Genomic DNA, 14,859 nt, shown 5'->3' with positions numbered 1-14,859 from the left:
ATGTCTCCAAACTCAGGAACATATTTAGTTACAGTTACTGATGCTGCGGGTTGTATAGATACAGATGACATACTAATTAATTACGCACCAATTCCTGTTGCTAATCCAGTAGATGATCAAATAATTTGTGATGATGACAACGATGGATTTTGGGATTTTGATTTTACAACCTTTAATGCTACTGTAATTGGAACTCAAACAGATGTTTCTGTAAGTTATCATAATACATTAGCTGATGCTCAAAACAATGCAAGCCCAATTATTGGTTTGTATACCAATATGAATGCCTTTACATCTGAAACTATTTTTATAAGAATAGAAAATAATTTTAATACAGATTGTTTTGATACAATCGATTTTGAAATTAATGTAATTGATTCAGATGTAGATGCAAGTTTTACTTTAACTCCAACTTGTGATGGAGGCACCGCAATCATAACTGGTGATACAGGAGGTACTTTTGCTTTCAATCCTGTACCTACTGATGGTGCAGTATTAGATACGACAACGGGAGAAGTTACAGGTGGAACTTCCGGTACAACATACACAGTAGAATATACTGTATCAGGTGTTTGTACTCAAACCTTAGCGCAAGATGTCACGGTAATTATTGCTGATGATGCAAGTTTTACAGTGACACCAACGTGTGATGGCGGTACAGTAACCATAACAGGACTTGCAGGAGGAACATTTGCATTTAATCCAGTCCCAACAGATGGCGCTGTTATTGACGCTGCTACTGGTGAAGTCACTGGAGGAACATTTGGTACAACATATACTATCGAGTATACGACATCAGGTACTTGCCCTTCAGTAAATACCGAAGATGTAACCGTATTAACTTTAGACGATTCTAGTTTTACGATGACAGCGACTTGTGATGGCGGTACAGCAACGATAACTGGAGATACAGGAGGAACATTTGTATTAAATCCCGTACCAACAGATGGCGCAGTAATTGATGCAGCTACTGGTGAAGTTACAAACGGAACATCAGCTGCAATCTATACCATAGAATATACAACAGCAGGTGCTTGTCAGGATACTTCAAGTCAAGATGTTACAGTACTTACCGCAGATGACCCGAGTTTTACAATGACGCCAACTTGTGATGGTGGTACAGCAACAATAACAGGTGATACAGGAGGAATATTTACATTAAATCCAGTTCCAACTGATGGTGCAGTTATAGACTCTGCAACTGGTGAAGTTACAGGTGGTACATCAGCTACAACATATACTATAGAATATACAACTGCAGGAACATGTCCACAAAGCTCAACCCAAGATGTTACGGTACTTACAGCGGATGACCCGAGTTTTACAATGACGCCAACATGTGATGGTGGTACTGCAACTGTAACAGGATTAGCTGGTGGAACTTTTACTTTCAATCCTACACCTACAGATGGCGCGGTAATAGATACTACAACAGGAGAAGTTACAGGAGGAACTTCTGGTACGACTTACACAATAGAATATACAACTGTAGGTACTTGTCCTCAGACTCTGGCACAAGATGTCACGGTAATTATTGCTGATGATGCAAGTTTTACAGTGACACCAACGTGTGATGGAGGTACAGTAACCATAACAGGACTTGCAGGAGGAACATTTGCATTTAATCCAGTCCCAACAGATGGCGCTGTTATTGACGCTGCTACTGGTGAAGTCACTGGAGGAACATTTGGTACAACGTATACTATCGAGTATACGACATCAGGTACTTGCCCTTCAGTAAATACCGAAGATGTAACCGTATTAACTTTAGACGATTCTAGTTTTACGATGACAGCGACTTGTGATGGTGGTACAGCAACGATAACTGGAGATGCAGGAGGAACATTTGTATTAAATCCTGTACCAACAGATGGCGCAGTAATTGATGCTGATACTGGCGAAGTTACAAACGGAACATCAGCTGCAACCTATACCATAGAATATACAACAGCAGGTTCTTGTCCGGATACTTCAAGTCAAGATGTTACAGTACTTACCGCAGATGACCCGAGTTTTACAATGACGCCAACTTGTGATGGTGGTACAGCAACAATAACAGGTGATACAGGAGGAATATTTACATTAAATCCAGTTCCAACTGATGGTGCAGTTATAGACTCTGCAACTGGTGAAGTTACAGGTGGTACATCAGCTACAACATATACTATAGAATATACAACTGCAGGAACATGTCCACAAAGCTCAACCCAAGATGTTACGGTGCTTACAGCGGATGACCCGAGTTTTACAATGACGCCAACATGTGATGGTGGTACTGCAACTGTAACAGGATTAGCTGGTGGAACTTTTACTTTCAATCCTACACCTACAGATGGCGCGGTAATAGATACTACAACAGGAGAAGTTACAGGAGGAACTTCTGGTACGACTTACACAATAGAATATACAACTGTAGGTACTTGTCCTCAGACTCTGGCACAAGATGTTACCGTAATTACTGCTGATGATGCAAGTTTTACAGTGACACCAACGTGTGATGGAGGTACAGTAACCATAACAGGACTTGCAGGAGGAACATTTGCATTTAATCCAGTCCCAACAGATGGCGCTGTTATTGACGCTGCTACTGGTGAAGTCACTGGAGGAACATTTGGTACAACGTATACTATCGAGTATACGACATCAGGTACTTGCCCTTCAGTAAATACCGAAGATGTAACCGTATTAACTTTAGACGATTCTAGTTTTACGATGACAGCGACTTGTGATGGTGGTACAGCAACGATAACTGGAGATGCAGGAGGAACATTTGTATTAAATCCTGTACCAACAGATGGCGCAGTAATTGATGCTGATACTGGCGAAGTTACAAACGGAACATCGGCTGCAACTTATACCATAGAATATACAACAGCAGGTGCTTGTCCAGACACTTCAAGTCAAGATGTTACAGTACTTACCGCAGATGACCCGAGTTTTACAATGACGCCAACTTGTGATGGTGGAACCGCAATAATAACAGGTGATATAGGAGGAATATTTACATTAAATCCAGTTCCAACTGATGGTGCAGTCATAGACTCTGCAACTGGTGAAGTTACAGGTGGTACATCAGCTACAACATATACTATAGAATATACAACTGCAGGAACATGTCCACAAAGCTCAACCCAAGATGTCACAGTAACTCAGGAAGATGATGCAAGCTTTACTGTAGCTCCAACTTGTGATGGAGGTTTAGCAACTATAACGGGATTAGCTGGCGGAACTTTTACTTTCAATCCTACACCTACAGATAGCGCAGTAATAGATGCTACAACAGGAGAAGTTACAGGCGGAACACCAGGTGCGGCTTATACAATTGAATACTCCGTTTCAGATGTTTGTCCTAATAGCAGTACTGTAACCTTCAATGCCAATCCATTACCAGATGATAGCGTTGTGGTCACAGATTTCTTAGAATGTGAAAACAACACGGACTTCTTATTTGAATTTGATTTAGAAAGTAAAGACGCTGAAATTTTAAATGGTCAAGAATCAACACTATTTACAGTGACTTATCACGATTCTCAAGCTGATGCAGATAATTTAGTGGATGCACTAGTAAGTCCATATGAAAATACGAGCAATCCTCAGCCAATTTTTGTAGCAATTACAAATAATATGACAGGCTGTTCAGTAAGTACACAATCTTTTAATATTGAAGTCTTGGACGGAGCATTTGCATTAGATGATTTTTATGAAGAATGCGATGTTGTTGGTGATAATGATGGCTCAACGCAGTTCGATTTAGAATCTCGAATCCCAAATATTATAGGAACTCAAGACCTAGCTGATATCAGTATTAGTTTTCATTTTTCTGAAGAGGATGCTTTAAATGATGAAGAACCTTTACCGTTACTATATGAAAACTTTGTGAACACAAATCCTCAAACAATTTATGCGAGAGTTAGTAGTAATATAAGGCCAGACGAGTGTTTTGAAATTGCTGAGGTTACACTTCAAACTAATTTATTACCAATATTCGATTTGGATGATACTTATACTTTATGTTTAAGTAGCAATGATGAAGCTGAAGTTCCGATTCCTCCTGTAATTGATACTGAGTTATCTGATGCAGATTACACTTTTGAATGGAGCTTTAATGGTGATGTACTTGCGACTGAAACTGGGTCAAGTTTAATTCCGACTCAAGGAGGAACTTACAGTGTTTTAGTTACTGATACAACAACTTCGACGGTAACAATGTGTACTAATTTTGACGAAACTGTTGTTGTTGAAGGTGGTATTCCTGATTCTTTAGATGTAGAGGTCGTATCTCAAACATTCACTGGTAATAATATGATTGTTGCCACTGCTACAGGAAATAGTGAATATGAATATAGTCTCGATAATGGACCTTGGGAACTAAGCGGAGAATTTGAAAACGTTACAGGTGGAGAACATTTAGTAGCTGTTAGAGATGTTTTAGGTTGTGGAATTTTATATGAAAATATAACAGTAATAGATTATCCTAAATTCTTTACGCCAAACGGGGATGGTAATAACGATACTTGGACTATTAGAGGAATCGACTCTCAACCAGCTGCAGTTATATATATTCACGACCGCTATGGAAAGTTATTAAAACAATTAAGTCCTACAAGTCCAGGTTGGGATGGAACATATAACGGTAACAATATGCCTAGCAGCGATTATTGGTTTACCCTAGAATATAATGAGCCAATTAATGACGAAAGACGAACGTTTACCGCACACTTTGCATTGAAGCGATAATTAGTAGTTATTAATAAAATCTAAAATAAAAAAAGCCTTTGAATTTCTTCAAAGGCTTTTTTATAGTATAAAACTTAAGTTTTTAGCTATTCATAGAAATTAAAAACTCTTCGTTGTTTTTAGTTTGTTTAAATCGGTCGTTAATAAACTCCATAGCTTCAACTGGGTTCATATCTGCTAGGTATTTGCGCATTACCCACATACGTTGTATTGTATTTGCATCTAATAATATGTCATCACGACGTGTGCTAGAAGATGTTAAGTCAATAGCAGGGAAAATACGACGGTTACTAATCTTACGATCTAACTGAAGTTCCATGTTACCAGTACCTTTAAATTCCTCAAAAATTACTTCATCCATTTTAGAGCCTGTTTCTGTCAATGCTGTAGCAATAATTGTAAGCGAACCACCATTTTCTATATTTCGTGCAGCACCAAAGAAACGCTTTGGTTTGTGTAGCGCGTTCGCATCTACACCACCAGATAATATTTTACCTGATGCTGGCTGTACGGAGTTATATGCTCTTGCTAAACGCGTTATAGAATCTAATAAAATAACCACATCGTGACCACATTCTACCAAACGCTTTGCTTTTTCTAATACAATATTTGCAATCTTTACATGCTCATGTGCTTCTTTATCAAAAGTAGAGGCAATGACTTCGCCGCGAACATTACGTTGCATATCAGTAACTTCTTCAGGACGTTCATCAATCAATAGAATCATTTGATACACTTCAGGATGATTAGCTGCAATTGCATTTGCAACATCCTTTAGTAACATCGTTTTACCCGTTTTAGGTTGCGATACAATCATACCACGTTGTCCTTTACCAATAGGTGCAAACAAATCCATAATACGAGTCGAAATTGTAGATTGCTTTTCAGCAATATTAAATTTCTCTTTCGGAAATAATGGTGTTAAATGTTCAAAAGCAACACGGTCTCTTACAACCTGCGGACTTTGTCCATTGATTTTACTAACCTTGATTAAAGGAAAATACTTTTCACCTTCTTTTGGAGGTCTTACTTGCCCTAAAACAGTATCACCGACTTTTAATCCAAACAAACGAATTTGTGATTGCGATACATAAATATCATCTGGTGAAGTTAGGTAGTTATAATCTGAGGATCTTAAAAAACCATAACCGTCTTGCATCACATCTAAGACACCTTCACTTTCGATAATTGCATCAAATTCAAAATCTGGCTCACGGTAACGATTTCTGTTATCCTTATTGCCATTGTTTTTATGATTATGATTTTTGTTATGATTTTTGTTACGATTGTTATTATCGTTTTTCTGATTCTGATTTTTATTTTGATTTTGATTACGACGGTTGTCATCCTTTTTTTGAGGTTGCTTATTGTCGTTTCTAGAATCTTTTGAATCCTTTAAATCTTTTGAGTGCTTTTGAGGCTTAGTATTAGAATTATCTTCAGCTTTTACATTAGAAGATTTATCCTCAAAATCCATTTTTTGTTGTTCTTTTTTCTCTTGTTGAGGTTTTTGAACACGTGCTCTTTTTTGGCGCTGTTGCGGTTGCTTTTGTTCAGTTTTTTCTTCAGAAGGTTTATTGTCTTCTTTGGTAACAGCTTTAACCGCAGCAGGATTTGCTGCTTGGTAATCTAGGATTTGATAAACCAAGTCTAGCTTTTTTAAAGAACGGTACTTTGGTACTTTTAGTTGTTTAGCAATCTCCTGTAATTCAGGTAGTTTTTTTGCTTTTAACTGTGAAATTTCAAACATTAATATGAGTGTATAGAATTATAATAATGGGTTTGATTATTTAAAATTTTCTAATGAAATACAATAAAAGAAAATGAGAAATTAAATCGGAAGAGGTGCTTTGCAACAATTTGATTGCTAAAGCACTACTGCAATAATACAATTTTTATTTAAAATTAGGTATATCATTTAAAAATAAACTGCTAATTTTGTGCTTTAATTATAAGAATAACAATGATTCAACGTATACAAACTCTCTATTTACTAATTGCTTTTGGGATTTCGGCAGGTTTGATTTTTGTATTTGATTTGTATACAGATATAAATCAGGGACTTGTGTTTGCCAAAGATAACTACTTGTATTTAGGCTTGTTTTTAGGTTCTGCATTGTTATCTTTGATATCGATATTTAGTTTTAAAAATAGAAAGTCTCAATTTGTTTTGGGACGACTTAATATAATATTAAACTTTATTTTACTAGGAGTGTTCGTGTATCAGTCTCTAAGTTTATCTGGAGAAACTTTGGTTTCTGAGAAAGGTATTGGGATGATTCTTCCTATTTTTTCTATCGTGTTTTTAGTCTTAGCAAATAAGGCAATAAAAAAGGACGAGGATCTTGTAAAATCTGTAGATAGATTACGATAAACACCTAAAATCTTAGTAGTATTAGTGCGAAAAACCTCGAAGTGAAAACTTCGAGGTTTTTATTTTCTTGGAAATTCAATGACTTCAAGATTATCAATCTTTTTACCGTCAATAGTAAATCTAAGCATGGTTCTAACTTTATGAAATCCATGTGTTCCAGCAGCTCCAGGATTCATGTGTAATAGATTAAGTTTTTTATCTGGCATTACTTTTAGAATATGAGAATGCCCGCAAATAAAAAGTCGTGGAGGATTTAGGAGTAACTCTTCTCTTACTCTAATATTATAATTTGGAGGGTAACCACCTATATGAGTTATCCACACGTCTACGTCCTCACACATAAAACGACTGTGTTCGGGATATTCTGCTCTAGCCTTTGCGTCGTCAATATTACCATAAACGGCTCTGAGTGGTCTTAATTCTTTAATGGCATCTGTCACTTTTAAATCTCCGATATCTCCTGCATGCCAGACTTCATCAGCTTGCTGTACATATTTTAGAATTTTCTTATCAATATGACTATGTGTGTCTGATAGAAGTAGAATTCTTTTCAAATCTTATCTTTAATTTTTAGTATTTCTTTAGCAGTAAAAACAGTTATCTTTGTTGCTTTTAAAAGCAAAAATAAAGGTTTTTGAGGTATTTTATTCAATTGTCATATAATGGAGGTGCTTATCATGGTTGGCAGATTCAGCCTAATGCAGTCACGGTTCAAGAGACTATTCAAGAGGCGCTATCAATAGTATTGAATATTCAGGTGAGTATCACAGGTGCAGGTCGTACCGACACAGGTGTTCATGCATCTCAGATGTTCGCACATTTTGATGTAGATAAAATTATTGATACTCAAAATCTAACATTTAAGCTTAACTCATTTTTACCAAAGGATATAGCCATTCAATCTATTTTTAGAGTTAATGACGATGCACATACGCGTTTTCATGCTGTAAAGCGTAGCTATGATTACAAAATTAGTTTGAAGAAAAACGTCTTTCTATTTGATTATTCACATTATATGCATCAGAATTTAGATGTACAAAAAATGAATGAAGCAGCTGATATCTTATTGGAGTATCAGGATTTTCAGTGTTTTTCAAAAAGTAATACTGATGTTAAGACTTATAATTGTAAGATTGAATATGCGCAGTGGAAACAAGACAATGATATGTTGATTTTTACTATAAGTGCAGATCGCTTTTTACGAAATATGGTTAGAGCTATTGTAGGTACATTAGTTACTATTGGTTTGGGGAAAGCAAAAGTTGAAGATATGCATCGTATTATAGCATCAAAAGATAGGAGTGAAGCTGGATTTTCAGTGCCTGCAAAAGGCTTATATTTGACTGAAGTTTTATATCCTGAATCCATACAAGCAAATAATAAATAGATACTGAAATAAATTCAGCATAAATGGCAGAAAACCAAAAAAAAATATTTGACATTAGTTTATTTAAACGCTTAATAGGTTATATAAAACCATATCGTTTGGTATTTATTTTGTCTTTAATCTGTGTCATAGGATTAGCTGTTTTTGGTGCCGCACGACCATATGTTTTAAAAGAAGCTATTGATGTAAACATAACACCAAGAGTGTATGATGGTTTTATGTTTTACGTAATGATAATGATTACCCTTTTGGTATTAGAGGTAGTGTGTCAATTACTTTTTATTTATTATGCTAGTTGGTTGGGTCAATCTGTTGTAAAAGATATTAGAGTAAAGTTATTTAAGCATATGCTTAAATTTAAAATGACTTACTATGATAAGTCTTCGGTAGGTGTTTTGATAACAAGAGCTGTAACTGACATGGAGCGTATTGCCGATATTTTTGGGCAAGGCTTATTTATGATTTTTAGTGATATACTAAAAATGGTTGTCGTAGCAGGCGTAATGCTTTACATTAATGCTAAGTTGAGTTTGATTGTTTTTGTAACCTTACCACTAATAGTTTTTGCTACTAAAATCTTTCAGCGTTATATGAAGCGTGCATTCGAAGATGTGCGTACCGAAGTCTCTAACCTTAATTCTTTTGTACAAGAACGCGTTACTGGTATGAAGATTCTTCAGCTTTTTACTAGAGAAAAGACTGAATACAAAAACTTTACAAAAATTAACGAGCGTCACAAAAAAGGATGGTTAAAAACCGTTTGGTATAACTCTATTTTCTTTCCAATAGCCGAATTTTTATCCTCTGTAACTTTAGCTACTATTATACTTGTTGGTGGTTATAATATAATTGGAGAGAACTCAATAACAACACTTGGACAACTCGTTTCCTTTACGATGTTTATTCCGATGTTATTTAGACCATTAAATCAAATCGCAAATAAGTTTAATACGCTTCAAATGGGTATGGTAGCCGCGGATCGTGTATTTAAAGTTTTGGATACTGAGTCTCAAATTAATGATAAAGGGCAATTAGAAGCAGCACATTTTAAGGGTGATTTGTCGTTTAAAGATGTTCGTTTTTCTTATGTCAAAGGCGAAGAGGTGCTTAAAAGCGTATCGCTAGATGTAAATTCTGGAGAAACAATAGCGATTGTTGGTGCCACTGGTGCAGGAAAATCTACTATCATTAACTTACTAAATCGTTTTTATGATATAGATTCTGGTGAAATTGCTGTAGATGGAACTAATATTGAAAAGTTTTCTTTAAACTCATTAAGAGAACAAATTGCTGTTGTTCTACAAGACGTTTTTCTATTTGCAGATACTATTCTAAATAATATTACACTAAATAATCCTAATATATCAGAAGCAGACGTTATTGCTGCAGCAAAAGCTATTGGTATTCATGATTTTATTTCTGGTCTACCAAATGGCTATCACTATAATGTAAAGGAACGTGGTGTGATGTTATCATCAGGGCAACGTCAATTAATTTCGTTTTTACGAGCTTATATGACCAATCCTAGTATTCTTATTTTAGACGAAGCAACTTCTTCTGTAGATTCGTATTCTGAGCAATTGATGCAAGATGCAACCGATAAAATAACAGAAGGTCGAACATCTATAATTATTGCACATCGTTTAGCAACTATTCAGCAAGCAGACAAAATTATAGTTATGGATGCTGGGCAAATTGTCGAAATTGGTAATCACAAAACACTTCTTGAAAAAGAAGATGGGTATTACCGTAATCTTTATGAAGTACAATTTTTGAAGGCAGAAGTTGTCTAATTGATAGAGTCTTTTACAGGAAGTTGACTCTCGTATATGGCTTTTTGAGATTCCATAAACTCAATAACTGCTGGATTATCTTTAAAAATCATAGCAAAAACAACACCAGCGATTATAAGTAATACCATTATCACAGCTAATATGCCTAAAAAGAATAATGTTCTTAAAATCATACCTGCTGCAGATATCTTGTAGATACGCTTGTAACAATATGCGAAAAAACCAACCTGGAAAAAGATTGAAAACAAGCCAAGTATTGTAGCATTTATGCCACAAACTAAACATACAATATTCAAAATTGAACTTATTAAAGAATATTGGGCAATAATGTACATTGCCATTACAATATGCTCAGTATAGTTATATTCTTTTCTATTGATAAAAACTAATCTGGAAAATAAAGCATAAACAGGGACAAAAAGTACCATAACTATAGAGTAATATTCACTCATTATAGACATACTGTTCTTAACTGCTTCCTCCTGACCTTTTACTCCATAGGGATTTGACATTCCTGCCAATGCATCTGGGAAAAACTTATTGAGAATAATTATATATAATCCACCAATAGTTAATACTAATGCCAAGTAGCTTATTGGGTTAACGTATTGTCTTCTAACTCCAGAGATATAACCAGCTATAACACGTTCTGGTTTTGTAAATAAATCGATAAATGTTCTTAATAGTTTATTGTCAAAATTGAAAAAAGTCTCAGTGATGTGTTCAAATAAATTTCTGAAAGTCAATCTATTTCGCACCACACGACCACCACAAGTATTACAGTAGCTACTATCAATGCTTAATTCTGTTTTACAGTTTTTACAATTCATTATTAAATAATATTAGTAGTTTTTAGTATAATGGCAACTAAAAAGAAAATCATTAAAAGTATTATAACTTGAATACCAACGACAAAATAAGAAACTATGATTCGTGCAATAGATTCTAAACTACTATGATTTGTTACTCTTTTAAAAACATAAGCTTGGTAAAAAAATATAATAAGAGATATAAGTATAGAAGAAACTAAAAAATTAATACCTACAGCACTTGCTATAATATAAAGAATGGATGAGGTAATAATGACTTGTGCAGAATAGTAGAGGTTAATTACGACATGTTCAGTGAAATTAAATTTTTTGAAGCCAGTAAATTTATAGGTTAACCATGTGCCAACCGCAGAAAAAGGGACACTTAATATATAGGTTAAGCTTTGAAAATTCCCACCATCTCCAATGAATCTTTCTATAGTTTTTTGGGTAGATTCATTACTTTCTTTTAATTCTCCAGTGAATTGAAAAGGGTTTTCTAATTGTTCGATAAAAAACGTTTTCATTATATAAAACTGAATTCCTGCTAATGTCAAACCAATTGCAAAATACTGAAGCACGTTTATATATTTTTTTCTTGTACCATAAATGTATCCATTAATAACATTTTCTGGTCTTTTGAAAAGACCAATAAACGTTCTTAAAAATTTATTATCAATAGATATAAATTCTTCATTTATTTGTTGTGTTAGAATTTTTGGAGTAAGCCTGTTTTGTATGACTTTAGCACCACATTCATCACAGAATTTTTGTGTATCTAAGAGTTGTTTATTGCAATTTTTACAAACCATTAGATCAAATCTTTCTTAATCTTATCTACCAATTCTTCTTTGGTTTTGTACATCACAAACTCTGCATTTTTCACATAAGAAATACTACCCGTTTCTTCACTTACAACTAATGCTAAAGCATCTGTTTTTTCAGTAATACCTAATGCTGCACGATGTCTTAAACCAAAACGTTTTGGTATGGTAACTTCATTATTTACAGGTAAAATAACTCGTGTTGCTTTTATAATATTGTTATCTATAATTAAAGCGCCATCGTGTAACGGACTATTTTTAAAAAAGATACTTTCTAAGATGGGTTGTGATACTGTAATGTTCATCTCATCACCAGTATTGGTCAAAAAATCTAGATTATTGTTACGCTCAATAACAATTAAAGCACCAGTGTTTGAAGCTCCCATTTTTACACAAGCATTTACTATAGCTTCGACATCATTAGTAGTTTCTGTATCGCTATTTAAAAATTTAAAGTTTTTGAAAATACGACGTTTACCAGACAGGTTAGTAGATCCAACCATGAGTAAAAACTTTCTGATTTCTGGCTGAAAAACCACAATCAAGGCTATAATACCAACCTTCATGAAACCATCGACAATACGATAGAGTAGATGCATGTTTAGGTAATCAGTAACTACCCAAACTAAGTAAATAATAAGTATACCTATAAAGATGTTTATAGCAACAGTACCTCTAACTAATTTGTAAATATAATAGAGCAGAATAGCCACCAGAAAGACATCAACAAAGTCTATTAGTCTAAAATCGAAAAGATTAATGTCGCTCAAAGGTTAGTGGTTTTGTGCTAATTTAACAAATTAGGTTTAATAAAAGAATTCATTATTTGATATAATAGTTTCAAATGAGATTACTTGACTTTTTATTTTTATATAATCTTGATAACTCATATTTGAACTAAAAAAGAGTAAGATTTTGGATGATTCATCACATTCTTGTTTAAGTATTTCTAAAGCATGTGTAAAGTTTTTTTTCGAAAACTCGAAATTAAAGTCTAAAGAAGAAGATGTAGTAACTAGATTTAAACTTTCAAAAGTTATCCAGCAAGAATCAATGTTTTCATATTTAGATTGCAAGTTGTTGTCTCCAAAATAAAAGGCGACATCCGTAAACTCCAAAAATCCTAAATTTTCAATACTAGTATCATTACAGGTAAAGTAGTTTCTAGCATTTTCATTTTTATGCATACTAGCCTTTTTGCGTTTGTTCTGCAGGTATTGTATATGCGGTATGGCTTGTTTAAGTGTCAATCGTTTGTCTACATTGACCAACCAATTGGTAGTACTTATAAGATTTTTTCTATTGAATAATGTGGAGTCTGGTTGAGTTTCATCATAAAATATATAAGCTGGAGAAACATCAAGAACCTCAGTTATTTCAGTGTTTTCAATTTCCGGAAGTTGAATAACTTTTTTAGTATCACAACTAAATAAAACAAGAATAATTAAAAAAGATAAATACCGCATTTAGTTGGATTTTAGTTTGTTAAACAGTGTTATACATTCCATAGCTTCTTTGACATCATGTACGCGTAGTATAGATGCACCATTTTCTAAAGCCATCATATTCAGAGCAGTTGTGCCATTCAAAGCTTCTTTTGCTGTTGCGTTTAAAGTTTTGTAAATCATTGATTTTCTGGAAACACCTGCTAAAATGGGTTTGTCTGTTATTTTAAGTAAGTCCATTTTATTCAACAGATTAAAATTTTGTTCAAGTGTTTTTGCGAAACCAAAACCTGGGTCAATAATAATATCGTTAATTTTTGCTTTATGGGCTTCTGCTATTCGTTCACCAAAATAACTAATAACATCTTTGACTAAATCTTCGTAATTAGTTTGTTGTTGCATAGTTTTTGGATTACCTCGCATATGCATCATAATGTATGGTACACCAAGTTTACCAACAGTCTCAATCATTTTGTTGTCTAGTTTTCCTGCTGAAATATCATTAATCAATGCGGCACCAGTTTCAATAGATTTTTTGGCTACTTGACTTCTAAATGTATCGATGGAGATTAAGGCTTCAGGAAATTCTTTTAATATTAATTCAATAACAGGTAGCACACGATTTGACTCTTCTTCTTCAGAAACAAAATCAGCACCAGGACGCGAACTGTAGCCACCAACATCAATAAAAGTTGCACCTTCAGTCAAGATTTTTTCTACTTGTCTCAGTATATCTGCTTTATCTTTATAGCTACCGCCATCATAAAACGAATCTGGTGTAACATTCAAAACACCCATGACTTTAGGTTGTGATATATCTATAAGTCGCCCTTTGCAATTGATTGTCATAAATCGTTTATTTTCAATTGTTAAAAACCAAATTCCAAAAACTTTGAACTTCTGATTTATTTATGCGAAATTTACGCAAAAATAATAGGAAACGAATGTCTAATACGTCCAAAGAATACGATGCGGTAATTGCCAAATGTCGAAGCTTATTTATAAACAAAATGAGTGATTACGGAAGTGCATGGCGAATTTTGAGATTACCATCTTTAACTGATCAAATCTTTATAAAAGCGCAGCGTATACGTAGTTTGCAACAAAACGATGTTAGAAAGGTAGATGAAGGAGAAGTAAGTGAGTTTATCGGGATTATAAATTACTGTGTCATGGCTTTAGTGCAACTCGAAAAAGGTGTTGTCGAACAGCCAGATATGGACACTAAAGAAGCTACTGAACTTTACGACCAAAATATTGGTATAACAAAACAACTAATGTTGGATAAAAATCATGATTATGGCGAAGCATGGCGAGATATGCGTGTTAGTAGCCTAACAGATTTGATTTTACAGAAATTATTACGAGTTAAACAAATTGAAGATAATGCTGGCAAAACAATTGTGAGTGAAGGTATTGACGCCAACTATCAAGATATGATTAATTACGCAGTTTTTGCAATGATTCACTTAGGTGAAGGAAAATAGAAA

Annotated in this window: 12 protein-coding genes; 5 read left to right on the top strand and 7 right to left on the bottom strand. The window is 34.2% G+C overall.

Annotation, left to right across the window (positions count from 1 at the left end; genetic code table 11):
* A complete protein-coding gene (locus BTO05_RS05435) occupies positions 1 to 4,737 on the top strand; it encodes a T9SS type B sorting domain-containing protein (protein WP_087491687.1) in 4,737 nt (1,578 codons plus the stop codon).
* Positions 4,738 to 4,819: 82 nt separating this feature from the next.
* On the opposite strand, the gene rho is transcribed toward BTO05_RS05435, so the two are convergent.
* Positions 4,820 to 6,487, bottom strand: coding sequence for a transcription termination factor Rho (gene rho, locus BTO05_RS05430; protein ID WP_087491686.1), 1,668 nt, complete (start codon positions 6,485 to 6,487; stop codon positions 4,820 to 4,822).
* Between the two features lie 213 nt (positions 6,488 to 6,700).
* On the opposite strand from rho, the gene BTO05_RS05425 reads away from it, so the two are divergent.
* Positions 6,701 to 7,111, top strand: a complete 411-nt coding sequence (locus tag BTO05_RS05425) for a DUF4293 domain-containing protein (protein WP_087491685.1) — start codon at positions 6,701 to 6,703, stop codon at positions 7,109 to 7,111.
* A gap of 59 nt (positions 7,112 to 7,170) precedes the next feature.
* Here BTO05_RS05425 and BTO05_RS05420 read toward each other — a convergent pair whose 3' ends face one another.
* On the bottom strand, positions 7,171 to 7,665 hold the full coding sequence (locus BTO05_RS05420) for a metallophosphoesterase family protein (protein ID WP_087491684.1): 495 nt from the start codon (positions 7,663 to 7,665) through the stop codon (positions 7,171 to 7,173).
* A gap of 80 nt (positions 7,666 to 7,745) precedes the next feature.
* Here BTO05_RS05420 and truA point away from each other — a divergent pair, with 80 nt between their 5' ends.
* Positions 7,746 to 8,498, top strand: coding sequence for a tRNA pseudouridine(38-40) synthase TruA (gene truA, locus BTO05_RS05415; RefSeq protein ID WP_087491683.1), 753 nt, complete (start codon positions 7,746 to 7,748; stop codon positions 8,496 to 8,498).
* Between the two features lie 23 nt (positions 8,499 to 8,521).
* Positions 8,522 to 10,291, top strand: coding sequence for an ABC transporter ATP-binding protein (locus BTO05_RS05410; protein ID WP_087491682.1), 1,770 nt, complete (start codon positions 8,522 to 8,524; stop codon positions 10,289 to 10,291).
* On the opposite strand, the gene BTO05_RS05405 is transcribed toward BTO05_RS05410, so the two are convergent.
* From BTO05_RS05405 to folP, 5 genes are read right to left on the bottom strand one after another with little or no spacing between them, the layout of a single operon-like run.
* A complete protein-coding gene (locus BTO05_RS05405; protein ID WP_087491681.1) occupies positions 10,288 to 11,121 on the bottom strand; it encodes a DUF3667 domain-containing protein in 834 nt (277 codons plus the stop codon). The two genes, BTO05_RS05410 and BTO05_RS05405, sit on opposite strands and share 4 nt — an antisense overlap.
* A gap of 2 nt (positions 11,122 to 11,123) precedes the next feature.
* Entirely contained in the window at positions 11,124 to 11,912 is a 789-nt protein-coding gene (locus BTO05_RS05400; RefSeq protein ID WP_087491680.1) for a DUF3667 domain-containing protein, read from the bottom strand.
* Positions 11,912 to 12,694 (bottom strand): diadenylate cyclase CdaA, encoded by a 783-nt coding sequence (gene cdaA, locus BTO05_RS05395; protein ID WP_087491679.1) that lies wholly within the window; start codon positions 12,692 to 12,694, stop codon positions 11,912 to 11,914. Before cdaA ends, BTO05_RS05400 begins: the two co-directional genes overlap by 1 nt.
* A gap of 36 nt (positions 12,695 to 12,730) precedes the next feature.
* A complete protein-coding gene (locus BTO05_RS05390; protein ID WP_087491678.1) occupies positions 12,731 to 13,390 on the bottom strand; it encodes a hypothetical protein in 660 nt (219 codons plus the stop codon).
* Positions 13,391 to 14,218, bottom strand: coding sequence for a dihydropteroate synthase (folP, locus tag BTO05_RS05385; protein ID WP_087491677.1), 828 nt, complete (start codon positions 14,216 to 14,218; stop codon positions 13,391 to 13,393).
* Between the two features lie 95 nt (positions 14,219 to 14,313).
* Here folP and BTO05_RS05380 point away from each other — a divergent pair, with 95 nt between their 5' ends.
* Entirely contained in the window at positions 14,314 to 14,856 is a 543-nt protein-coding gene (locus tag BTO05_RS05380; protein ID WP_087491676.1) for a DUF1599 domain-containing protein, read from the top strand.
* Positions 14,857 to 14,859: the final 3 nt, after the last annotated feature.

The sequence above is a fragment of the Winogradskyella sp. PC-19 genome, from assembly GCF_002163855.1.
Taxonomy (GTDB): Bacteria; Bacteroidota; Bacteroidia; order Flavobacteriales; family Flavobacteriaceae; genus Winogradskyella.
The sequence above is the reverse complement of the archived record's forward strand: the minus strand, read 5'-3'. Positions and strand labels throughout refer to the sequence as shown.